The sequence below is a fragment of the Ferrimonas marina genome (genome assembly GCF_900129905.1).
In the GTDB taxonomy this organism is placed as follows: domain Bacteria; phylum Pseudomonadota; class Gammaproteobacteria; order Enterobacterales; family Shewanellaceae; genus Ferrimonas; species Ferrimonas marina.
In genome coordinates, this window is the sequence record NZ_FQXG01000005.1 from 31,576 (window position 1) to 54,961 (window position 23,386).

A 23,386-nucleotide genomic window follows, 5' to 3' on the forward strand; every position below is an offset into this window, starting at 1 on the left:
TCTGAAACTTTGGCCTCGTGGCCGCCACAGTCAAGTGACAACCACGCTGCCATGCGCTGGAGAGCCGTCACCCTCTCCCGAGTCAAAGTCACCCCCGGGGATCACCTTACCGGGGGCGGTAACGGTTAAGCAATAACCAGACCAAAAAACAAGTTGATGATTTTAATTAGGTTTTAAAAATGCAGACGCAGAAGAAGTGGTGAAAATCACTCATTGATCACGGAACAGACCGATGCGGCGACCGGCAGATGTTGCTGCCCGTAGTAGCGCTCAAGATCGACGCCCATCCACTGGAAAGTGGGCTGTAGCAAGGCTGCCCAGTGAGCCCGATGGGGCTGGGCCAGGTAAGGCTGGGCAACGGAAGGGGGGGTCAGGGCGAACTGGCGTTGGCCCAGGCGTCGGTAGGCGGACAGTGGCCAGTCCTGGCTGCCGCTGAGCACCGCATCCAGGAAGGGTTCCAGCGGTCGCTCGGCCAAAAACTCCAACCGTTTAAAATCGCACAGCAGCGGCGCGGTGACCGGGGTGGTCCAATGGGTCCAGTCCGGCCGGGCCTGGATCAGGCTGATGTTGCGTAGATGCACCTGCATCCACAGTTCCTCCGCCTCGGCCCCTTCCCGAAGCAGGTGCCAGAACAGGTAGAGATCCGCCAGCACCTCCTCGGCCCAATGGTGGGGCCATAAAGGCTGCCTGAGCTGCTCAAGCCAGGGGGAGTGGCGCGTCGCCACGTGGCCAATCTCGTGATAATAGGTGGAGCGGAAGTTGCGCAGGGGGGGGCGTTCAATCAGCTGGTTGCCCAGCAGGATGACGTGCTGACGTTGCAGGCTTTGGGGGTCAAGCAGGATCAGGGCATCCTGTTCGGACAGCAGGGTCACGCCCCCCTGCCCGGCCAGGGCCTGGCTCACCGATTGCTCCAGCTCACCGGGCCACAACTGGGTCAGCACCTGTTGCCAGTTGCTGGGCAGTTCATGACGGCACAGCGTCAGCTGATCAAGCCGGCAGAGTTGGTGCGAAGGCACCGCGGCCGCTGGCAGCGCCAGGGCCGCCAGCAGCAGTATCAGTAAGCGCTTCCCTGCGCCCATCCGCTCAATCCTGCTGGCGGATGGTATTGATGATGGCGGTGGTGGAGCAGCCATCTTCGAAGCCAAGGATCTTGACCTCACCGCCGTTATCCAACACCTCGCGGTGTCCGGCGATCTGCTCAACCTCGTAGTCACCGCCTTTCACCAGGATGTCCGGCAGAACCCGGGCGATCAGGCGCTGCGGGGTGTCCTCGCTGAAGGGCACCACGTAATCCACCGCACCCAGACCGGCCAGAACCGCCATACGACGGTCGACGCTGTTAACCGGGCGACCATCGCCTTTCAGGCGGCGCACCGATTCGTCATCGTTAACCGCCACGATCAGGCGATCACCCAGTTTGCGGGCCTGGTTCAGGTAGCTGACGTGGCCAGCGTGGAGGATGTCGAAACAGCCATTGGTCATCACCACGGTCTCGCCACGGGCCTGGGCGGCTGCGACGGCGTAGCACAGCTGGGTTTCGCTCATCACACCGAAACCACCCTCGTCGTGCATGGAGGCGACCATGGTGGCCAGCTCCACGTCAGAGATGGCAGAGGTGCCCACCTTGCCGACCACCACGGAGGCCGCGGCATTGGCCAGGGCACAGGCACTGTCCAGCTCACTGCCGGCAGCCAGGGCGGCGGCCAGGGTACCGATCACCGTGTCACCGGCACCGGTAACGTCGTAGACCTCACGGGCCATGGCCGGCAGATGCAGCTCCGGAAGGTTGGGGCGCAGCAAGGTCATCCCCTTCTCGGAACGGGTGATCAGCAGTGCCTCCAGCTCCAGCTCAGCGATCAGGGCCAGGCCCTTCTCCACCAGGTCTGCTTCGCCGTCCACCGGGCCGACCACGGCCTCAAACTCGGACATGTTCGGGGTCAGCAGGGTGGCGCCGCGGTACTTGCCAAAATCGCTGCCCTTAGGGTCCACCAGCACCGGAATGCCAGCCTGTTTGGCGCTGGCGATCAGGTCATGGATCTGCTGCAGGGCGCCCTTGTTGTAGTCCGACAGCACCATCACCTTGGCCTGGGACAGGTTGTCCTCAGTGGCTTGCTGCAGCGGGGCCGCGGATTCCGCATCAAAACCATCCTCGAAATCCAGTCGGATCAGCTGCTGGTTGCGGGACAGTACCCGCAGCTTGGTGATGGTGGGGGCCCCCTCAACGGCCACCAGCTGGGGTTTCACCCCCGCGGCGTTGAGGCTTTGGCGCAATGCATCCGCCGCTTCATCCCAACCCACCAGCCCCACCAGGGCAGATTGGCCGCCCAGGGCCGCCACATTCAGTGCCACGTTGGCCGCGCCGCCGGGGCGATCCTCGGTGCTATCCACCTTCACCACCGGCACCGGGGCTTCCGGAGAGATCCGGCCAGTCGGGCCAACCCAGTAACGGTCCAGCATCACATCGCCGACCACCAAGACCTGAGCCTGTTCAAATGCAGGCAGGGACACTTTCATCGCCACTCTCAATCGTTTCAACAATCAGTGTCGCGAGTGTAACACAGCCCCCCGGGGGCAAGGCTTGGCTTTGGCGCACAAAGCGGGCAAATACGAGGCTGATTCAGGCTACTTTACACTGGGTTGTGCCACCGTTAATGGGCCAAGCGCGCACCAGGCGCCGCAGCGGCCAGCACGGTTGCCAGCCCCGCCAGTGGGCTTTATCCTACTCTGTCCGTTGACTACCCGCCGAAAGTCCGTTGTCGCAAGCCCTCTAATGCGCTCTGCTTCAGTAAGATAGCGGCCAGGGTAGACCGGGCTACGAAGCGATAGTATCCAGAGCCCGGTTCGAGCCCCGACGGCGCTGACGCCCTGACCCGCGCTCAGCCCACCACACTCTGCAGCCCATGCTGCAGCGGGCACTTCGCCCCTGTTCATTGAGGAACGAGATGCAACAAAGCGCGCAGTTTGACCGCAGCCTGCTTCACCCCAAGTACTGGTTAACCTGGTTTGGGGTTGCGGTAATGAAGCTTATGGCACGCCTGCCCCTGGCCACCCAGTACCGTCTGGCCAGCGCCTTTGGTCGCGCCATCCTGCGCTGGGTGCCCAAGCGCGCCCATGTCGCCCGTCGTAACCTGGAGCGCTGCTTCCCCCAGATGCCGGAGGCCGAGCGCGAGGCGCTGGTGGTCAAGAACTTCGAAGAAACCGGCATGGCGATATTCGACAGCGCCAACGCCTGGTGGTGGTCTGATGAAAAGGTGCAGCGTCACATGACCATCAAGGGTACCGAGCATGTAGACGCCGCCGCCGAGGCGGGCCAGGGGGTCATTCTGCTGGCCGCCCACTGCCTGATGCTGGAACCGGGTGCCCGGATCTTCGGCCAATACCGGCAGGGGATCGGGGTGTATCGCCCCCACAACAACAAGCTGATGGAGTACCTCCAGGTTAAGGGCCGGCTGCAGTCCAACAAGGCGCTGATCCCCAAGCGGGAGGTACGCCAGATGGTCAAGGCACTGCGCAAGGGCGAGGTGCTCTGGTACACCCAGGACCAGGACGGCGGCCGCAAGGGCACCTTTGTCGACTTCTTTGGCATCCCCGCCTCCACTGCCGCCGGTGCCTCCACCCTGGCCAAGCTAGGTAAGGCTCGAGTGCTGCCCTTCTTCGTCGAGCGTAACGCCGATCACTCCGGCTACACCATCGAGATCCAGCCGGCCCTGGCGGATTTTCCCAGTGGCGACGAGCAGGCGGACACCCAACGCTGCAACCATGTCACCGAGCAGCTGGTGCTCAAACGGCCGGATCAGTACATGTGGCTGCACCGCCGCTTCAAGACCCGGCCCTCTCCGGACGACCCGGCCTTCTACTGAAACAACAAGCCCAGTCAGCCTGACTGGGCTTTTCTTTGCCCAGGCCATTGGGTCGACGACTCTTCCCCTCTCTCCGCGATGGTTTCAACCCAGGCTCATCAGCCAACTTCCACTGGCAAACCTCGGAAAATCGACACTAACAAACAGGTTGAGCCTGCTCACAAAAATGAAGCTTTTTGCGATACCGCGAAAGACCTTTCTGCCCGTTACCGGGAAAGTGGCATCCAGCACACACCTTTGTCTTAAAACGTGATCTTCTGAATCAGTGCCCTGCCCCAAGGGGCAAGGAATACAACGGGTATCGCCCTACAGAAACCCGATTCAGGCAGGAGATCTCACTAATTAGAAAAAGAAATTTCGACAATTGGAAAGCTGAAATTCACATGCTCAAATCAATCTCGCAACGCAAATGCACCTTTACGAGTAGCAAACAACAACAAGCGATTGCAGAGGATGATGATGAAATTTAACAAAGTATTGATCGCCATGGCCGTACCTATGGCTCTGGCTGGATGTAGCAGCGATGATGGCAACGACGTTACCTGCGGTGAAGGCTCTGTCCTCAACCCGGATAACAACATGTGCGAGGTGGTCCCCGGCCCGCCGCCGACCGAATGCGGTGAGGGCACCGTGCTGGATCCTGACACCAACAGCTGTGTGATCCCGCCCTCCGAAGGCCCGATCGATTATTACAACAGCGCCAACTGGGCCGAGAAATTCCCGGCGGAGTTTGCCTCCTGGGCCGAAACCGAAGAGAACACCCCGGAAGCGGGGCCGGATGACCTGCTGGAAGCCAATCCAAACCTGGTCGTTGCCTGGGCAGGTTACGGCTTCGCCAAGGACTACAACCGTGCTCGAGGCCACCATTTCGCCCTGACCGACGTGATCGCTTCCCTGCGCACCGGTAACCCCATGGTCAGCGAAGACGGCACCGTAGTGGGTGAGGCGATGCCCGCCAACTGCTGGTCCTGTAAGACCCCGGACTCCGCCCGCATGTTTGACCAGGTTGGCGAAGGCTACTTCTCCGACAACTCCTGGTCGACCTGGGGCCACGAGATGTCCAACACCATCGGTTGTGCCGATTGTCACGAACTGGGTGAAGACAAGCTGCGCCTGTCTCGTCCGTTCACCGACCGGGCAATGACGGAAATCGGTCGCACCTTCGGCCAGCAGGAGATCGCCGAGCAGGGCAACCAGGTGTGTGCCCAGTGCCACGTTGAGTACTACTTCGACGGCACCGACAACCGCAACGTCAAATACCCCTGGGACTTCTGGGTTCCGGGTGTCGAAACCAACTACGCCGAGCAAGCCGGTTACCAGGGTGATGATGACCTCTACCTGGGCTTCACCGCCGAAGCGCAACTGGCCTACTACGACGCCATCGGTTTCAAGGATTGGACCAACGCCATCTCCGGTGCCCCGAGCCTGAAAGCGCAGCACCCGGAGTACGAGAACCTGGCGGATCGCCAGTCCGCTGGCATGAGCAGCCACATGGACTTCACCTGTGTCACCTGCCACATGCCTAAGGCCAGCAACGACGATGGGGTTGAGTACTTCCGCCATAACGTGCGCTTCGATGCCAACGCACTGCCCAGCAGCTGCCAGGGCTGTCACGACGCTGACGCCTTCGACACCATGCTGTCTGCCCGCAAGGCCACCATCAACGAGCTGCGCTTCGGCACCAACGGCTCCGACGCCCGATTGACCGAGCTGCATGTGAAGGCTCAGGCCATCTGGTCTGCCAACGGCATCAAAGGCATCAACGATGGCGCCACCATCGGCGAAGCCAAAGCCAACTACGAGGGCGCCTTGGCGGCCGGTACCGAGCTGGCGGGTGAGATGAACGGACTGCTGACCCAGATCCGTAATGCCCAATGGTTCTGGGACAGTGCCACCGCGTCCCACGGTATCCACGCCCATAACCCGGAAGAGGCGATCCGTCTGCTGACCAAGACCAATGCCATCATCGATGCCGCCCTGGTCGACGCCGACGCTCTGCTGACTAAGTACGCCGCAGATTACGTCTACAACCCGGCGGACTACGACAGCAAAGCGAAGAATCAGCCGCACGCAGGCCTCAACCTAGAGAAGATGCAGGCCGATAAAGACACCTTTATCGAAGAGCGCGTGAAGAAGGAGTGGCCGGTCGACCTGCAACTTTAATCGCACGACCTCATCTCACTCTCACGTCCAAGCCGGCCCCCTGGGGCCGGCTTTTTTGTCCGATGAGGTAGCGGGCGCTCCATTCCCCCCCAGCGCGTTATCGAAATACCCCGAAGTGCAGCCCATTGACCCACCTGGTCATACCAGTTAGTGTCGATACAACAATCCGACAACATCAGACGGTTATGAACATTGATGCGCTGCTCGAACAGGCCAGGGCCTGTGCCTTGAACCACACCAGCATGACCTTTCCTGACAGCTGGGCGCAGGGCCGCACCGCCTTTGGTGGCCTCTCCGCTGCACTGCTTTACGCAGCAATGAAAACCCAGGTGGCCGACGACCGTCCGCTGCGCTCACTCACCACCAACTTTGTCGGCCCGTTGCTGGCTGACACCGAGTTTTGCTTCCAGGTGGAGCTGCTGCGTGAGGGCAAAAGCGCCTCTCAGCTGACCGCCCGGATCATCCAGAACGGCCAGGTGGCAGTGCTGCAGCAAGCCAGTTTCGGGGTAGAGCGTTTTTCAGAGATCGAGGTCAACCAGCGTCGCCAGCATGGATTACCGCAGCCCGAACAGCTCAGCAAGATGCCCTTCCTGCCGGGTGTCACCCCCAACTTTATCCAGCACGTCGAGCTGGCCATTGCGGAAGGCGCCCTGCCCTACAGCGGCAACCGCAGCGCGCAGTTGAGCGGCTGGATGCGCTTCGGCCAGCCACCCAAGATAGTCACCGACGCCCACCTGATTGGTCTTATTGATGCCTGGCCTCCGGCGGTGCTGCAGATGATGAAGGCCCCGGCGCCGGTCAGCACCATGATGTGGAACCTGGAGTTTATTCACCCGCACCCACCCGCTGCAGGCAGTGACTGGTTTGCCTACAAGGCGATCACCCGCCAGGCCGCCAATGGCTATGCCCACCTGGAAGCGGACATCTGGGACCACTCCGGCGACTTGGTGGCGATCAGCCGCCAGAGTGTGGCGGTATTCGCCTGACAGACAACCCAAAGAGAGCCTGCTCTCGCTGAGCCTGGTTTGAAGCCGCCCCCCTTGGCAGGCAGCTATGCCTCGGCGCAGCAGAAGCCGGATTCGTGATCGCTGCGCCCCTTTTTATCCATCCGTATTGGCAGATTGGGTTATTACCCTGCCCTGCGGAGGTCCTATGCATCGCGCTCTTTCAACCGCACTCATATTCCTTCCCTGCCTGTTTATCCTGTCCGCCTGCGCAGCGACGAGACGGACGAAGCGCCTGCGCCGGAGGTATCCCGGCTGGCGATCGCCGGCCAGTACGGCGTCAATCTACCGCTTAGCGCCGAGATCCAGTGCCAGCACTGCCCGCAGATTGATTACCGTTGGTGGATAGACGATGAGCTGGTGTCCGAACACGACACCCTGGTGCTACCAGCCAAGCACTATGGCGCGCCAGTCCGCCTAGAGGCCACGGTTCAGGGCTCACCCTCAGCTCCACTCGCCTACGTGGTCTACACACCGGACGTGGTGATGGAGATTGTCGGCAGCGAGCAGGCCTTTGCCGCGCTGAAAAGCAGTGGCGAGGTGGTGACCTGGGGCCATCCGCTCAAGGGTGGCGACAGCTCCGCAGTGGCCCATGCACTTACCGACGGCGTGGCTCGCCTCTACCGAAACGAGAGGGAGGGGGCCTTTGCCGCCCTCAAGCAGGACGGCAGCGTAGTGACCTGGGGCAGACCCGAATCCGGCGGTGACAGCAGCGCCGTTGCCACCCAGCTGCATTCGGTTCAGGACATCAGCTCGACCCAGGGGAGCTTCTCCGGTTCCTTCGCCGCCCTGCGCAGCGACGGCTCGGTGGTGACCTGGGGCAAGGCGGATAAGGGCGGCGACAGCAGCCACGTCGCCCATCAGCTTGCCAGCGACGTGGTCTCCATCACCGCCTCGGGCTCGGCCTTTGCCGCCCTTAAGGCCGACGGACAGGTTGTCGCCTGGAAATGCCCTGACTGTGGCTTTGACGGCGATGTGCCCCGGGATGCGCTGCATGACCTCACCGCCGTTGAGGCCAACTGGACCTCCTTTGCCGCGCTCAGAGCGGACGGTTCGGTCATCACCTGGGGCCAGGACGACTACGGTGGTGACAGCAGCGCAGTGGCCGAACAGCTTGGTGATGAGGTGGTGAAGCTCTACGCCAGCTTCACCGCCTTCGCCGCTCTCAAGTCCGATGGCTCGGTGGTCAGCTGGGGCAACCCGGAAGGGGGCGGTGACCAAAGCCGGGTAGCGGAGCAGTTGCGCGCCGACGTGGTTCGCCTCGTGGCCGGAGACAGCGCTTTCGCCGCCATCAAGGCGGACAACAGTGTGGTCACCTGGGGATTGGATTTTCTCGGCGGCGATTCCAGTGCCGTGGCGTCAGAGCTGGCCGGCGGTGTCGAGCAGATCTACACCAATCGGCGCGCCTTTGTCGCTCGCAAGGCCAGCGGCGAGCTGATCCTGTGGGGAAGCCATCACGCCGGCGGCAACCACGCCGAGCGGCCAGAGGCACTTGAGCAAGGGGTCAGTGAGGTATTCACCAGCGACGGCTCCTGGGGGGCCTTTGCGGCACTGAAAGCCGATGGCTCACTGGTGGTATGGGGGTCGCATTCGGGCGCTGGCGACAGCAGCGAGGTGGCCGAGCAACTGAGCCAGGGTGTGCAACGGGTATTTGCTACCGGCAAGGCCTTTGCCGCGCTGAAGAACGATGGCGAGGTGACCACCTGGGGCAGCAACAACTGGTGTAACGGCTCGGGTTGTCCCGCCAACAACGGCCAGGACAGCTCGCAGGTGCACCATCGGTTGGCGCCGCAGTTCGTCCTGACCGAGTCCAGCCTGACGCCGCCCTGAACCAGCAAGGCCGGGCAACACCGTTAGGGCGTGGCTAAAGCGCCGCGCTCTGGCCACCGCGGGCCTTGAGGTCTTCAACGATGGCGTTCATCGCCAGCCATTTGTCGCCGCACCAGTCCGGGGCTATAAGCTCCGGCGGTCGGGCATAGGCCGCCACCCGGTGGTAGACCACCTCTTTCGGCGTCTTGCGGATCAGCTCACCGCAGGTCTTCACATAGCTGTCCATCGACCACAGCTCAAGCCGGCCGGCCTCATACTGCTTGGCCATGGTGCTGTTCTGAACGATGTGCAACGGGTGTAGCTTGAGGCCATCGACGCCCACCGCCAGCACCTGGTCCAGGGTCTGGTGAGCATGGGCCGGGGTCTCTCCAGGCAGGCCCAGGATCAAGTGGGTGCACACCTTGATGCCATAAAGCCGGGCCCGGCGCACGGTGTCGGCGTACACCTCGAACTCGTGGCCGCGGTTGATCCGCTTCAGGGTCTCACTGTGGGCGGTCTGCAGTCCCAGCTCCAGCCACACCTCCATCCCCTGTTGCTGGTAGCCAGCCAGCAGCGCCAGCACCTCATCCGGCACGCAATCCGGCCGGGTGCCGACGCACAAGCCGATGATGTCGGACACCGCCAGCGCTTCCTCGTACTTGCGCTTGAGCACCGCGTACTCGTCGTAGGTAGAGGTGTAGGCCTGGAAGTAGGCCATGTAGCGCTTGGCCTTACCCGCCTTGGCGGCATTCGGTCGACGGGCCTTGCCGTCGCTAAGCTGCTGCGCCACCGAGGCCTTGCTGCCGTGCTCGGCGCTGAAGGAGGAGACGTTGCAGAAGGTGCAGCCGCCGCGCCCCAGGGTGCCGTCCCGGTTAGGACAGGTGAACGCCGCGTCGATGGTGAGCTTATGGATCTTCTCACCGTACCGCGCCTTCATATACTCACCCAGGGTGTGGACGTGCTGATTCAGCCCCATGCTCGCTCCAATGCCGCCCGGCAAAACCGGGCTGTCGAAAAAACGCGCAAGGCTACCAGATCGCCGCGCCCCATGCACCGATCCGGATCACGGTGACAATAAGCAGGGATTATCGGCCGATAACCCCACTGACCCGAAACGGGGCAGCCCTGCCCCATTTTGGCTGAGCCGGATTCGCCACCCTGCTCCCACCCCTGCAAAAAGCGGGATTTAGCGCGCTCAAAGTGCATATTTTACGTTCGTTAATCGCCCTGCCTAAGCCCCTGATTCCTGTCAAGCTATAGCCCAATCATATGATTCCATGCCGGCTGCGCCTCAAGCCCGGTTATTGACCGGTTCGAGAGCGAAAAGTAATTTAGAATGTTCTGCTGCATAAATATGTACCTGTGCCGTCAATGCCTCATCACGGTGCAGAGGCTGGAGGGAACACATGAGTCTGTATCAACCCGGTTTCGAAAAGGAAAACTGTGGGTTTGGCCTGATCGCGCACATGGAAGGGGAGCGCAGCCACCGCGTGGTCCGCACCGCTATCTCCGCGCTGGATCGGCTGCAACACCGTGGTGCCATCGGCGCCGACGGCAAAACCGGTGACGGCTGTGGCCTGCTGATGGCCAAGCCGGATGGCTTCTTCCAGCACATCGCCGAAGAGAACGGCTGGCGTTTGGCCGACAAATACGCTGTCGGCATGCTGATGCTGGGGCACGACCCGGTGCGCCAGGCCGCCAGCAAGGCGATCATCCGCCAGCAGCTGGAGCGCGAGACCCTCAGCGTCGTGGGCTGGCGTGATGTGCCGGTACAGATGGACACCCTCGGCCCCATCGCCGCCGCTGATGCCCCCGCCATGGTGCAGGTGTTTATCAACGCCCCGGTGGGCTGGCGCAATGAGGACCTGGAGCGACGCCTCTATATGGCCCGTCGCCGCATCGAGAAGGAGCTGGAGCAGGACCCGGACTTCTACGTCTCCAGCCTGTCTGGCCAGATCGTGGTGTACAAAGGCCTGATGCTGCCCCGCGACCTGCCCACCTTCTACCCCGACCTGGCGGATCTGCGCATGGCCAGCGCCATCTGTCTGTTCCACCAGCGCTTCTCCACCAACACTCAGCCCCGCTGGCAGCTGGCTCAGCCGTTCCGCTACCTGGCCCACAACGGCGAGATCAACACCATCGCCGGCAACCGCCAGTGGGCGGTGGCTCGCCAGTACAAGTTCCGCACCCCGTTGATCCCGGATCTGCAGGACGCCGCCCCCTTCGTCAACCAGTCCGGCTCCGACTCCTCCAGCCTGGACAACATGCTGGAGCTGCTGCTGGCCGGGGGCATGGACATCAAGCGGGCGATGCGACTGATGATCCCGCCGGCCTGGCAGTCCAACCCGGAGATGGACGACGATCTCAAGGCGTTCTACGACTTCAACTCCATGCACATGGAGCCCTGGGATGGCCCCGCCGGGGTGGTGCTGACCAACGGCCGTCACGCCGCCTGTGCAGTCGACCGTAACGGCCTGCGCCCCTCCCGCTACGTCATCACCAAGGATCGTATCCTCACCCTGGCCTCCGAGGTGGGGATCTGGGACTACCAGCCCGACGAGGTGGTGGCCAAGGGCCGGGTCGGCCCCGGTGAGCTGCTGGTGCTGGACACCTACACCGGCAAGCTGCAGACCTCGTTCGAGATCGACACCGATCTGAAGAACCGCCACCCCTACGGCGAGTGGATGAAGGTCAACGCCAAGCGCCTAGTGGCCGGCGAGAACCTGCCGCTGGAAGCGGACGGCAGCGCCGAGATGAACGACAACCAGCGGCTGCAGTACCAGAAGATGTTCAACGTCTCCCGCGAGGAGCTGCGGGAGATCATCTGGCCGCTGGCCGACGGTGCCGCCGAGGCGGTGGGCTCCATGGGGGACGACACCCCGATGGCGGTGCTCTCCACCCAGGTGCGCTCCATCTTTGACTACTTCCGCCAGCAGTTTGCCCAGGTCACCAACCCGCCCATCGATCCGCTGCGGGAAAAACACGTGATGAGCCTGGCCACCTGCATCGGCAAGGAGCAAAACCCCTTCAACGAAACCACCGGGTTGGCCAACCGGGTGATCTTCGACTCACCGGTGCTGCTGTACAGTGACTTTGCCCAACTGATGGCGCTGGATAACGAGCACTACAGCTCTGCCAAGATCGATCTCAACTACGACCCGGCCGAGGGCCTGCAGGCCGCCATTGAGCGGATCTGCCGCCAGGCCAAGGTGGAGGCGCAAAATGGCGCCACCATGGTGGTGCTGAGCGACCGCCAGCTGCAACAGGACAAGCTGCTGATCCCCGCTGCCATGGCGGTAGGCGCGGTACAGAACACCCTGGTGCGCAACCAGCTGCGCTGCGACACCAACATCATCGTCGAAACCGGCGCCGCCCGGGATCCGCACCACTTCGCCGTACTGCTGGGCTTCGGTGCCACCGCCATCTACCCCTACCTGGCCTACGAGTGCATCAACGTGATGGCACCCAAGCGGGGCGAGACTCACCGCATCCGCGAGCTGCTGCACAAGTACCGTGCCGGCATCGACAAGGGGCTGCAGAAGATCCTCTCCAAAATGGGGATCTCCACCATCGCCAGCTACCGCTGCTCCCGTCTGTTTGAGGCTGTGGGGCTGTCCGATGAGGTGATCGCGCTGTGCTTCAACGGCGTTGCCTCCCGCATCCAGGGTGCCGACTTCGTCGACATCGAGGCGGACCAGGCCCGGCTGCATCAGGCGGCGTTCCGCCGTCACCAGCCGCTGGCCCACGGCGGCCTGCTCAAGTTTGTCCACGGTGGCGAGTACCACTGCTTCAACCCGGATGTGGTGCAGCAGCTGCAACAGGCAGTAAACCACGGCGATGCCGAGGCCTGGGCCCGCTACCGGGAGCTGGTGGATCAGCGCCCGGCCGCGGCGCTGCGCGACCTGATCGCCCTCAAGCCCGGCCAGGACGGCATCGACGCCGACCAGGTCGAGCCGCAGTCCAAGCTGTTCTGGCGCTTCGACACCGCCGCCATGTCCATCGGTGCTTTGGGGCCGGAGGCCCACGAGGCGCTGGCAGTGGCGATGAACCGGCTCGGCGGCCACTCCAACTCTGGCGAAGGGGGCGAGGATCCGCGCCGCTTTGGCAACGATGGCAACTCCCGCATCAAGCAGGTGGCCTCCGGCCGCTTCGGCGTCACCGCTGCCTACCTGATGAGCGCCGACGTCATCCAGATCAAGGTGGCCCAGGGCGCCAAGCCCGGTGAGGGCGGTCAGCTGCCGGGCCACAAGGTGTCGGCGGAGATCGCCACCCTGCGCTTCAGCCGTCCCGGCGTGACCCTGATCTCGCCGCCGCCGCACCACGATATCTACTCCATCGAGGATCTGGCCCAGCTGATCTTCGACCTGAAGCAGGTCAACCCCAAGGCCCGGGTGTCGGTCAAGCTGGTATCCGAGCCGGGGATCGGCACCATCGCCTGTGGCGTAGCCAAGGCCAACGCCGACATGATCACCGTCTCCGGCTACGACGGCGGTACCGGTGCCTCACCGCTGACCTCCATCCACTACGCCGGCTCTCCCTGGGAGCTGGGTCTGGCCGAGGTGCAGCAGGCGCTGGTGGCCAACAACCTGCGCCACAAGGTGCGGTTGCAGGTGGATGGCGGCCTCAAGACCGGCCTGGATGTGGTCAAGGCGGCACTGCTGGGCGCCGAGAGCTTCGGCTTTGGTACCGCCCCGATGATCGCCCTGGGCTGCAAATACCTGCGGATCTGCCACCTCAACAACTGCGCCACCGGGGTCGCGACCCAGGACAAGCGCCTGCGTGAGCAGCACTACCGGGGCACCCCGGAGAAGGTGATGCAGTTCTTCCAGTTTATGGCCGAGGATGTGCGTACCCTGATGGCCCAGCTGGGGGTGACCGAGTTCAACCAGCTGGTGGGCCGCAGCGACTGGCTGGCCCAGTTGCCGGGTCAAACCGAGCGCCAGGGCAAGCTGGACTTGACCCCGGTACTGACTCAAGCCCTGCCCTCTGAGCACACCGCCCGCTTCAACACCGAGCTTAATCCGCCGCTGGATAAGGGCGAGCTGAACCGCCAGCTGGTGGAGTTGGCCCAGGACCACGTCGAGCAGAAGCGCGACGGCCAGTGGCAGCTGCCGATCCTCAACACCGACCGCTCCGTCGGCGCCACCCTGTCCGGGGTGATTGCCGCCAAATGGGGCAACCAGGGTCTGGCGGAGCAGTGCCTGCATATCGAGTTCCAGGGCACCGCGGGCCAGAGCTTTGGTGCCTTCAACGTCGGTGGCCTCAAGCTGGCCCTGTCCGGCGACGCCAACGACTACGTCGGCAAGGGCATGACCGGCGGTGAGCTGATCGTCCGCACCCCACCGGGGGTGGCCTACGACAGCCACGACTCGGTGATCATCGGCAACACCTGTTTGTACGGTGCCACCGGCGGCAAGCTGTTTGCCTCGGGTCAGGCCGGTGAGCGCTTTGGGGTGCGTAACTCCGGTGCCATCGCGGTGATCGAGGGTTGTGGCGACAACGGCTGTGAATACATGACCGGCGGTGTGGTGGTGATCCTGGGCGAGACCGGGGTGAACTTCGGTGCCGGCATGACCGGCGGCTTCGCCTACGTGTTCGATCAGCACAACGACTTCGAGCGCCGCATCAACGGCGAGCTGGTGGAGACCCTGCCGGTGTCCGAGCCGATGATCCAACATCACCTCAAGCAGCTGCTGCAGGCCCACTACGACGCCACCGGCTCCGAGCGGGCCTATGACATCCTGCAGGATCTGACCCACTGGCTGCCCCGCTTCAAGCTGGTTAAGCCCAAGTCCAGTCAGTTGACCGAGCTGCTCTCCATCCAGCAGAGCAACGAACTCAAGGTACAGGCGGGATAAGGACGACGCATCATGAGCAACGATTTTCAATTTCTCGACATCGAACGCCAGGATCCCGCCAAGGAAGCGCTGAGCAAGCGCAAGGAAGCCTTCGTGGAGATCTACCAGCCGTTTGACCAGGAAGAGGTGGACGCCCAGTCCGACCGCTGCCTGGACTGCGGCAACCCCTACTGTGAGTGGAAGTGCCCGGTGCACAACTACATCCCGGATTGGCTGCGCCTGGCCAAGCAGGGCCGGATCATGGAAGCGGCGGAGTTGTCGCACCAGACCAACACCCTGCCGGAGATGTGCGGCCGGGTCTGCCCCCAGGACCGTCTGTGCGAAGGGGCCTGTACCCTCAACGACGAGTTTGGCGCAGTGACCATCGGCTCGGTGGAGAAGTACATCACCGACACCGCCATCGCCATGGGCTGGAAGCCGGATCTCTCCAATGTCGAGCCACGGCCGGAGCATGTCGCGGTGATCGGCGCCGGCCCCGCCGGTCTGGGCTGTGCCGACATCCTGCGCCGTAACGGTGCCAAGGTGACGGTGTTTGATCGCCATCCGGAGATCGGCGGCCTGCTCACCTTCGGTATCCCCTCGTTCAAGCTGGAGAAAGAGGTGGTGCGCAAGCGCCGCGGCCTGTTCGAGCAGATGGGCATCGAGTTCAAGCTGGGGGTGGAGATCGGCAAGGATCTGGCCTTCGCCGATCTGGTGGAGCAGTACGACGCCGTCTTCCTCGGCATGGGTACCTACAAGTCGATGCAGGGCAACCTGCCCGGCGAGTCTGCCCAGGGGGTCTACCAGGCCCTGCCCTACCTGATCGCCAACACCGCCAAGCTCGAGGGCTACGCCACCGAGCACGACTATGTCGATCTCAAGGACAAGCGGGTGGTGGTGCTCGGTGGTGGCGACACCGCCATGGACTGCGTCCGCTCCGCGGTGCGCCAGGGTGCCACCTCGGTGCAGTGTGCCTACCGCCGGGACGAAGCCAACATGCCCGGCTCCCGTCGCGAGGTACAAAATGCCCGCGAGGAAGGGGTGGAGTTCCTGTTCAACCGCATGCCCCTGGCCATCGAAACCGGTCCGGAAGGCCAGGTGATCGGTCTTAAGTGCTGCGAAACCGAACTGGGTGAGCCGGATGAGAACGGCCGTCGTCGTCCCCAGCCCATCGAGGGCAGCGAGCACATCCTGGCCGCCGATGCGGTGCTGATCGCCTTTGGCTTCCAGCCCAGCCCGCCGCCCTGGCTGGGCGAGCACGGCATCCTCACCGACGAGTGGGGCCGGGTACGTGCCCCGCAGGGCGGTAAGTTCGCCTTCCAGACCAGCCACCCCAAGGTATTCGCTGGCGGCGACATGGTGCGTGGCTCGGATCTGGTGGTCACCGCCATCGACGAGGGCCGCCGCGCCGCGGCGGGGATCCTCGACATGCTGGATCAGCGCCAGAGTTAACACCGGCCGCAAAGCACAAAGCCCGCTGATTTTAGCGGGCTTTTTCATAGCGAGCAGTGTGTCGCTGACAGGCCAGCGGCCGGCCCCAAGAGGGCGAGCCGATATCGATCAACACCGCGTGAGGGGTTACTCGGCGTCACTGTCCACCGGACTGGCGGGCGGCTCCCTAGTGTTTAGCGGAGGTTGCCAGGTGCCGTGGGGCGCCCAGCGTCGGTATACCCAGTCCATCACCTTGCCCACCAGGCTAAACAGGGCCAGGGTAACCAGCACTGCTGCCAGTCCCACCAAAAGCCTCAACAGGATGCTCAATACCATGTCGCCTCCCTCCGCAAACTGGATGGCCACGCCCACCCTGGGGTCGCGTCAGTCCACCTGCTATCCGTAAACCGGGTAACCGCCGTGGCGGCATCCCAGTCTCTACACCATTGTTATCACCTTTGTCAGGCCAAGAGTGTTATCCCCTTGGTGAACAAAAAATCCCCAACCTGGAATCTCCCTCCTACTGCCTAGCGTGTCAGTCCAGAGAAAAAACGGCGGCACTGGGTGCCGCCGTTGTTGCTCAACCTCACCCTAAACTCAGAGCGTGATGGTCTGCCAGTCGGAAGCGGCACGCTCACCGGCGACGTGGATCATCAGCTTTAGCTGGTTGATGCTCTCGTCCCACTCGGGCGTGACATCCGGCACAAAGCGGTACTGTCCCGGCTCCTCACTGACCAGCTCGCCCAGGCACTGGGGCACAAACTCACCGCAGCCGAACTGCTCACTGTGATGCCAGCCCATGTTGTAGGCGGAGATCACCTGATCGGAAAAGCCCAGAAAGGCCAGCAGGTAGTTATCCCCCGCTCCGGTCAGCGGCTCACCACTGTCGTCCGCCAAGGTGAAGGTGACCTCGTGGCTGCTGGCATCAAAGCCGGTTACCTCGAGCACCACGCTGTCGGCCTGGTCGATGGGTAGGCCCGGGGCCGGATCGTCATCGCTGCTACTGCTGCAGGCGGAGACCAGCAGCGCCAGCCCTACTGCGGTGGCAAGTTGCTTGTACATAGACACCTCCTTACTTGTGGCAGGTGAGGCAGTCAGACAGATCGCCACCGCCGAAGTCCGGGTGCACCGGCGTGGTGTCCAGCGGATGCGGGGCGTGACAGGAGGCGCACTCCATACCGCTCATCACGTTGCTGGCCCCCACCGGGTTGTCCGGCGTCTGGGCATCGCCGGGCTGGCCATGGCAGCTGATACAGCCCTCGTTGGCCGGCGCTACAATCGGGGCATCCAGCTTGCCGTCCAGGGCGTCATTGAGGAACTTGACCGCGATGTAGCTGATGTCGGAAGTCACCTGGGCACAGCGTTCGGTAAAGGCCTTGGAGCCGATGCCATACCCGCTGGAGATCGACCAGTTGGTGACGGAGGCGTGGCACAGCACCGAGCCGGCTACCGAGGCCCCCACCTGCTCCTGGGTCACCGCGCTGCCGTCGTCCCACTGGTTGGACGGTGCACCGATAAACTTCAGGTAACCGGATTCGTTCACGTCTCCCACCGGAATGGAGGTCTTCTCGTAGTAACGGAAGATGGCGTGCAGCACCGCCGCATTAGTGGCGTTGCCACCGGGCAGCTCGAGGATATTCACCGCCATTGCGATGCCGGTCAGGGCACCACACAGGGAGCCGTAGCCCAGCATGCCGCCCTGGCCCACGGCGGCCACGTTGGTGGGCACACACTCCACCCGCTCGGCATCCTCGTCGCGGCCCTGGCGGCGCAGTTCGTCCGCCAACGGCTTGAGGATCGACTGGAAACAGCCATAGGAGCAGTGCTTGCGCCAATAGCCCTCGTAGCCCTCTTTCGCTGCCACCAGCGGGTCGAGGCGAACATAGGGCAGGCGGCGCTCTTCCAGATCGGTACCCCCGGTACCCACCCCGTTGTCGCAGCAGTTGCAGGGGTGGTCCGCGGCCAGGGCCTTGGGCCCAATCAGGGCGGCCCCGGTCATGGTGCCGGCGATGCCAAGGATCTGCCCCATGGCTTTGCGTCGATTGATGGACATCATTGCTCTCCTTTACTCAGAAATCGGCAGGCCAGGGATTCCTGGGCCACTCCGGTTGAGAATCAATATATCCATCTACAAATCAGCCATTTGATAGCAAGATCACAGGCCAAATAGTAACCTAATTCGGTATAAAAAAAGCGGAACCCCAAGACAAATCCAGCAGGTTCGAAGAATCCCCATTACCTCTTCCCCCTTGTGCAAATCCATAATCTGAAACCGGCACATACGGCCTGAAATACTCGTTAAGCCGAGTACAAAAAAGGCCCCATCACAGATGGGGCCTCAATGAGCAGGTTAGCGAGTCTTTACTGTGCCGCTTCCGGCACCACCACCTCAGGGGCGCTGCTGGTGCGGGCACCGTGGACTCGAACCGTCAGTTTGACGTCCTCAATGCGCCAGCCCATCTCCGGCGCCTGATCCGGCAGGAAACGGTATTGACCCTTGGCGTGCTCCTCAAGATCCCCCAGACATGCCGGGACTTCCTGGCCGCAGCCAAACTGCTCGGCACTGTGCCAGGGGAAGCTAAAGGCGGTGTGCTCTTCGCCGGCGAAGCCGTAGTAGGTGACGCTGTAGTCGTTCACACCGGAGACGGCGTTGCCGTTGCCATCGTGCAGACGGAAACCCACCTGGTAGGTCTCGACGTCCAGGGTGATAGCAGAAACAACCAGCTCGTTTGCCTCGTCCACGTTGACGCGCTTATCACTGTCGCTGCTGCAGGCGGTCAGGCTCAGCGCCAGAACCCCTGCCAGGCCAATCGCTCTTTTCATGGCGCTCTCCTATCAGTGGCAGTCGCTGCAGGTGTTGTGCGGGTTGCCTTCGGTGACGATCTTGTGCGGCGTGTGGCAAGAGCTGCATTCCATCTGGCTGTTCACGTCGGTGAAGAAGTAGTCCTCACGCTCAGCATCGGTGCCACCGTGGCAGGCCATGCACTCGCCGTTGTCCGGCGACTGGGTCGGGGCGTCGAGGTTCTGTTCCAGCGAGGCGTTGAGGTAGACCACGGTCTGGTAGGCAATCTCGGCAGTGACCTGGGCGCAACGCTCCAGCTTGGCCTGGTGGTTGGAGCCGTAACCGGATTCCTTGGACCAGCGGGAAACGGAGGCGTGACACAGGATGGTCTGGGCTACGGAGCTCTTGATGTGCTCCGGAGTCAGCAGCTCGTCATTGCCGTTGAAGCGGGTCGGGGCACCGATGGCATCCAGGAATGACTTGTCGCCGCGGGGCATGTCGGCACTTTCGTAGTAGCGGAATACCGCGCGGATCACGTTGGGACGGTCAACGCCGTCCAGCATGTTAACGGCCATGGCGGTGGCGTTGACACAGCCACACAGGGTGCCCCAGCCAGCGATGCCGCCGCCGCCATAAGCAGAGATGTTGGTGGGGATGGCGGCAAAGTTCTCGGCATTCTCACTGCCGGACTTGGCCAGCTCCTTGACGATGGCGTGGAACACACCGTACATGCAGCCGCCGTTGCCGTAGCCTTCGTAGGCGGTCTTGGCAACCGCCATCGGGTCCAGCTTAACGTACTGCAGCAGGTTCTGACCCAGGTCGCCGTTACCGCCGCAGCCGATACCGATCTCACTGCCACAGCCGCCTTCGTTAGCAAACACACTGGGTACGGCCAACGCCGCACCGGCACCACCGGCGATCCCCAGGATCTGACCCATTGCTTTACGACGATCGATCTTTGCCGTCATCTCTACTCACCTTCTCAATGTTGCAGCGGCAACCCACTGTCGCCACCAAAGATGGAAGCCATGTTACGGAGCGTCGGGGGCCGATTTTGGTGTGGCAATCACACAAAGGATTGGGCTGGAGCGACCAAAATTCGCTCGCCCCTCATGCGAAACTCCCTACGGCCGCAGCCGCCATTTTGTGAGCTGGCGCACCATGAGGTCGACTCAAGATAATCAGCCACCAGTAAAGGTGGGGATTTGGTGGCGCAAATGTTTATTTGCGGTGACAAAAATCGATTTGCCGGGGCGAAAATTAGCGGTTGTGGATCACAGATGCGACCGGCAGCTTTGCCTCTTGCCCGGTCCACCTCTAGCGTTGCCTTTATGGCTAACCCGTTAAGCTGCTGACCGGATCACGGACAGTATTCGGACAAGGCGATACCATCCTCTGAATGAGCAAGACACAGCACCCCAACCTGGTTCATATCGGAACTTGCAGCTTTCTGCCGGACACCAAACGACTGCTGCACACCAACGGCGAACAATGGGACCTGCCCCGGGCAGAGTGCCAGGTATTGACCTTGCTGGTGGCGGAGCGTGGCCGACCGGTGGACAAGTTGCGTCTGCGCTGCGGCGAGTTCGATCAACCCCAGGTGGGGGAGTCCGCCGTGGCCCGGGCTGTGTTTCAGCTGCGCAACTTCCTGGAAGATGAAGACCACACCCTGATTGAGACCATCAAGGGGGTGGGCTACCGCCTGGCCAACGAACCCCAGGCAGGCAGCGCTGAGCAGCAGATCGCCAGCCCGTCTGTCGACAGCGTGGAGCCACAACCCAGTCTGGCAGCGATCAAGCCCCAGCCAGCCCAAGAAAAGCCAACCCGCGTCCCCTGGTGGGTCCGCAACCGGGCGCTGTCACTGCTGTTGGTGGGGGTACTGCTGGTTTTGCTGCTGCTCACCCACGCCAGCTACTTCATCCGTACCCAGGCGAGCTCAGGTTTCGAGCCACGGCAGATTAGTCATGGGGACGTCACCCTGCACTGGTACAGCCCCAGCACCGGCCACGGCCTGGATCAACAAGCCCTGAGCGATCGCATCCTCAAGAGCCTGGCACAATGCCCCGAAGCCCCCTGGGAGTCGGTTTACATCGCCCTGTCGTCAGATCAGCAGGGGCTCTCTGTCACCCTGGTAGGACACGATGAGGGGGGGCAACTGAAGCTGCGTAACCTGAAGGTCGTCGATACCCGCCTGCGCGGCGATTTCGCCCCAGAGCAATGGTTCCAGAAGGGAGGCCTGTGTGACTGACCGATTGAAACTGGCCCTGCTGGTCCTGGTGGTACTGTTGATTGCCGCGGCCCACTGGCTGCGGCCCGGGCCCGGTTACCTGCGCCTCAACTGCCATAACACCCTGTACGATGCGTCATCGGAAGCCTCTGGACCAGAAGGCTTTTACCTGGCGGACTATGTCTTCTTCGGCAAAAGTGGGCGCATCTACTACCGCTATTTCAGCGTCGAGGGGGAGCCCATCGCCACCCTGATGCTGTCCGGCAAACGGGTGAACCGCGATCCTGACAACCTGGTGATGGACATGGATCAGTTCGAACCGGTGATGCACCAGCAAGATGCCCAACTGCCGGCCCACTACCATCAACTGGCCAACGCCATCGCCAGTAATGTGGACCGCGATGGCATCCACCGGGTACAGATGCAGGTGATTGAACGTCACGATGATGACAACGCCATCGTGGTCCGTTTTGAGCCCAGCCAGATGGTCTGCTCCTGCGTCTACGCCGGATAACCTGCCGGATCACCCCAGGGTCACTGTGCCGGCCGGAAAAGCTGGTATCATTACCGCCATTCATCTTTTTAAAGCGAAGCAATATCATGAAAATCGGCATTATTGGCGCCATGGAGCAAGAGGTTGCCCTGCTGCGCAGCCACATCGAGAACCTGCAGATCGACACCGTGGCTGGCATCGAATTCTACCAGGGCAAGCTGGGCCAGGCGGACGTTGTACTGTGCCGTTCCGGCATCGGCAAGGTGGCCGCCTCCATCGCCACCAGCCTGCTGATTGAGCGCTTCCAGCCCAACTGCATCATCAACACCGGCTCCGCCGGTGGCTTCGCCCAGGCGCTGAGCATTGGCGACGTGGTGATCTCCTCCGAGGTGCGTCACCACGATGTGGATGCCACCGCCTTTGGCTACGAGATCGGTCAGGTACCGAGCCAGCCGGCGGCCTTCAGCCCCGATCCCCAGCTGGTGAAAGTGGCCCGCGAGAGTGTGGTCAAGGTGGGTGAGGTTAACGCCATCGAGGGCCTGATCTGCACCGGTGATAGCTTCATTGCCGATCCCGCCCGCACCCAGGTGATGCTGTCCAACTTCCCCGCCATGGCGGCCTGTGAAATGGAAGCGGCGGCCATCGCCCAGACCTGTCACCAGTTCGGTACCCCCTTCGTGGTGATCCGCGCCATCTCCGATAACGCCAACGACGACGGTGCCGTGGACTTTGACAGCTTCATCGTTCAAGCCGGCGAGCACTCCGCCAAGGTGGTGATGGTGATGCTGGAATCCCTGGCCGACGCCTGATGGCTCAACTGGGTCCCTTCGCGCCGATGCTGATGCCACCGCTGCTGCTTGCGGTGGCCTACCTGATGGCGCTGCTGATCCCGGAGCGTTTCCGGCCCCGGCGCTACCTGGCGCCCATCGCCGAGACCCTGGCTCGCAAGACCCACAAGCCCCAGCGCAGCCCGCAACAGCAGCGCATCGCCGGCACCCTTGCCAGCCTGATCGTGCTGCTGCCCTGCCTGCTGGCCACCGCGTTGATCCTCAACGTCGCCGCCTACCCCCTGCCCTTTGAACTGGCCCTGCTGGCCTGGCTGATGCCCGGCATCGCCCTGGGCCAGGACAGCGTCCGCCTGGCGGCAGAGCTGCAGGCCGGACACAAGGAGCAGGCCCGCGGCCTGCTCAGTCACTGGACCATCCGCGATACCCAGAGCCTGTCGGAACTGGGACTGACCAAGGCCGGCATCGAAACCCAGCTGGCCCACAGCCAGAGTCAGCTGTTCACCGTGTTGTTCTGGTACTGCATCGGCGGCATCTACCTGACCCTGCTGGCCTGGCTTTGTCAGGAGCTGGCCCGGGCCTGGCATCGCAACCGGCCGCAGATGGCACCCTATGCCCAACCGGTCTCGACCCTGGCGACGGTGCTGGCCTGGCCGGTCAATGGCCTGCTGGCGCTGACCCTGTCGCTGTACGGCTCCCCCTTTGCCGTGTGGCGAGCCCGGCACCAGCTCACCGGCGACTGGCAAAGCCGCAGTCAGCAATGGCCACAGCTGAGCCTGGCCTTTAGCCTCGGGCGCCAGCTCGGCGGCCCATGGCAGATCGAGGGCCAGCGCCTGCTGCGTCCTCGGCTGGGGCCAGCTAGCGCACCGCAAAGCCAGGATGTGTTGCGCACCCGCCGTCTGCTCAGCTTCGCCAGCTGGTTGTGGCTGGCACTGATCTTCCTGCTCGGGGCCGCTCTGGCCCTGGTCTGGTACCACACCATCTATTGAGAGCCA

The 23,386-nt window shown here is 62.8% G+C and carries 18 protein-coding genes; 10 read left to right on the top strand and 8 right to left on the bottom strand.

Translation table 11 applies throughout. The annotated features are described in order from the left end of the window. Positions 1-206 precede the first annotated feature (206 nt). Together BUC04_RS12525 and hldE are read right to left on the bottom strand one after the other, a co-directional pair. Positions 207-1,079, bottom strand: coding sequence for a hypothetical protein (locus BUC04_RS12525; RefSeq protein ID WP_067661185.1), 873 nt, complete (start codon positions 1,077-1,079; stop codon positions 207-209). A gap of 4 nt (positions 1,080-1,083) precedes the next feature. Continuing rightward, positions 1,084-2,514, bottom strand: a complete 1,431-nt coding sequence (hldE, locus tag BUC04_RS12530; protein ID WP_067661183.1) for a bifunctional D-glycero-beta-D-manno-heptose-7-phosphate kinase/D-glycero-beta-D-manno-heptose 1-phosphate adenylyltransferase HldE — start codon at positions 2,512-2,514, stop codon at positions 1,084-1,086. A 428-nt stretch (positions 2,515-2,942) separates the two neighbouring features. Here hldE and lpxL point away from each other — a divergent pair, with 428 nt between their 5' ends. The 4 genes from lpxL to BUC04_RS12550 all read left to right on the top strand — a co-directional run bounded on the left by lpxL (position 2,943) and on the right by BUC04_RS12550 (position 8,857). Then, a complete protein-coding gene (gene lpxL, locus BUC04_RS12535; RefSeq protein WP_067661181.1) occupies positions 2,943-3,860 on the top strand; it encodes an LpxL/LpxP family Kdo(2)-lipid IV(A) lauroyl/palmitoleoyl acyltransferase in 918 nt (305 codons plus the stop codon). A gap of 459 nt (positions 3,861-4,319) precedes the next feature. Next, positions 4,320-6,023 carry an ammonia-forming cytochrome c nitrite reductase subunit c552 gene (locus BUC04_RS12540; RefSeq protein ID WP_067661273.1) on the top strand — a complete coding sequence of 568 codons (1,704 nt, stop codon included), beginning with the start codon at positions 4,320-4,322 and terminating at the stop codon, positions 6,021-6,023. Positions 6,024-6,208: 185 nt separating this feature from the next. Next, positions 6,209-7,009 carry an acyl-CoA thioesterase gene (locus BUC04_RS12545; protein WP_067661179.1) on the top strand — a complete coding sequence of 267 codons (801 nt, stop codon included), beginning with the start codon at positions 6,209-6,211 and terminating at the stop codon, positions 7,007-7,009. Positions 7,010-7,144: 135 nt separating this feature from the next. Further along, positions 7,145-8,857: an RCC1 domain-containing protein gene (locus BUC04_RS12550; RefSeq protein WP_143165710.1), complete on the top strand. Its 1,713-nt coding sequence runs from the start codon at positions 7,145-7,147 to the stop codon at positions 8,855-8,857. Between the two features lie 34 nt (positions 8,858-8,891). Here BUC04_RS12550 and BUC04_RS12555 read toward each other — a convergent pair whose 3' ends face one another. Further along, positions 8,892-9,812, bottom strand: a complete 921-nt coding sequence (locus BUC04_RS12555; protein ID WP_067661175.1) for a tRNA modification radical SAM protein MnmL/YtqA — start codon at positions 9,810-9,812, stop codon at positions 8,892-8,894. A gap of 430 nt (positions 9,813-10,242) precedes the next feature. Between BUC04_RS12555 and gltB the strand changes: the two genes are divergently transcribed. Then, positions 10,243-14,694: a glutamate synthase large subunit gene (gltB, locus tag BUC04_RS12560; protein WP_067661173.1), complete on the top strand. Its 4,452-nt coding sequence runs from the start codon at positions 10,243-10,245 to the stop codon at positions 14,692-14,694. 12 nt (positions 14,695-14,706) lie between these two features. Continuing rightward, positions 14,707-16,125 carry an FAD-dependent oxidoreductase gene (locus BUC04_RS12565; RefSeq protein ID WP_067661171.1) on the top strand — a complete coding sequence of 473 codons (1,419 nt, stop codon included), beginning with the start codon at positions 14,707-14,709 and terminating at the stop codon, positions 16,123-16,125. Positions 16,126-16,251: 126 nt separating this feature from the next. On the opposite strand, the gene BUC04_RS12570 is transcribed toward BUC04_RS12565, so the two are convergent. The 5 genes from BUC04_RS12570 to BUC04_RS12590 all read right to left on the bottom strand — a co-directional run bounded on the left by BUC04_RS12570 (position 16,252) and on the right by BUC04_RS12590 (position 19,854). After that, the gene (locus BUC04_RS12570; protein WP_143165711.1) at positions 16,252-16,440 is read right to left on the bottom strand and encodes a hypothetical protein; all 189 of its coding nucleotides are present in this window, start codon (positions 16,438-16,440) and stop codon (positions 16,252-16,254) included. Positions 16,441-16,701: 261 nt separating this feature from the next. Beyond that, entirely contained in the window at positions 16,702-17,166 is a 465-nt protein-coding gene (locus BUC04_RS12575) for a hypothetical protein (protein ID WP_067661166.1), read from the bottom strand. 10 nt (positions 17,167-17,176) lie between these two features. Beyond that, on the bottom strand, positions 17,177-18,157 hold the full coding sequence (locus BUC04_RS12580; RefSeq protein WP_067661164.1) for a C-GCAxxG-C-C family (seleno)protein: 981 nt from the start codon (positions 18,155-18,157) through the stop codon (positions 17,177-17,179). 308 nt (positions 18,158-18,465) lie between these two features. Further along, positions 18,466-18,927, bottom strand: a complete 462-nt coding sequence (locus BUC04_RS12585; RefSeq protein ID WP_067661162.1) for a hypothetical protein — start codon at positions 18,925-18,927, stop codon at positions 18,466-18,468. Between the two features lie 12 nt (positions 18,928-18,939). Further along, a complete protein-coding gene (locus BUC04_RS12590; RefSeq protein ID WP_067661160.1) occupies positions 18,940-19,854 on the bottom strand; it encodes a C-GCAxxG-C-C family (seleno)protein in 915 nt (304 codons plus the stop codon). Between the two features lie 431 nt (positions 19,855-20,285). On the opposite strand from BUC04_RS12590, the gene BUC04_RS12595 reads away from it, so the two are divergent. From BUC04_RS12595 to BUC04_RS12610, 4 genes are all read left to right on the top strand, one after another. After that, the gene (locus tag BUC04_RS12595; protein ID WP_067661158.1) at positions 20,286-21,134 is read left to right on the top strand and encodes a winged helix-turn-helix domain-containing protein; all 849 of its coding nucleotides are present in this window, start codon (positions 20,286-20,288) and stop codon (positions 21,132-21,134) included. After that, positions 21,127-21,627, top strand: coding sequence for a hypothetical protein (locus BUC04_RS12600; protein WP_073325912.1), 501 nt, complete (start codon positions 21,127-21,129; stop codon positions 21,625-21,627). Before BUC04_RS12595 ends, BUC04_RS12600 begins: the two co-directional genes overlap by 8 nt. Before the next feature lie 86 nt (positions 21,628-21,713). After that, positions 21,714-22,415, top strand: a complete 702-nt coding sequence (gene mtnN, locus BUC04_RS12605) for a 5'-methylthioadenosine/S-adenosylhomocysteine nucleosidase (protein ID WP_067661154.1) — start codon at positions 21,714-21,716, stop codon at positions 22,413-22,415. Further along, the gene (locus BUC04_RS12610; RefSeq protein WP_067661152.1) at positions 22,415-23,380 is read left to right on the top strand and encodes a cobalamin biosynthesis protein CobD/CbiB; all 966 of its coding nucleotides are present in this window, start codon (positions 22,415-22,417) and stop codon (positions 23,378-23,380) included. The genes mtnN and BUC04_RS12610 overlap by 1 nt, the downstream gene beginning before the upstream one ends. Positions 23,381-23,386: the final 6 nt, after the last annotated feature.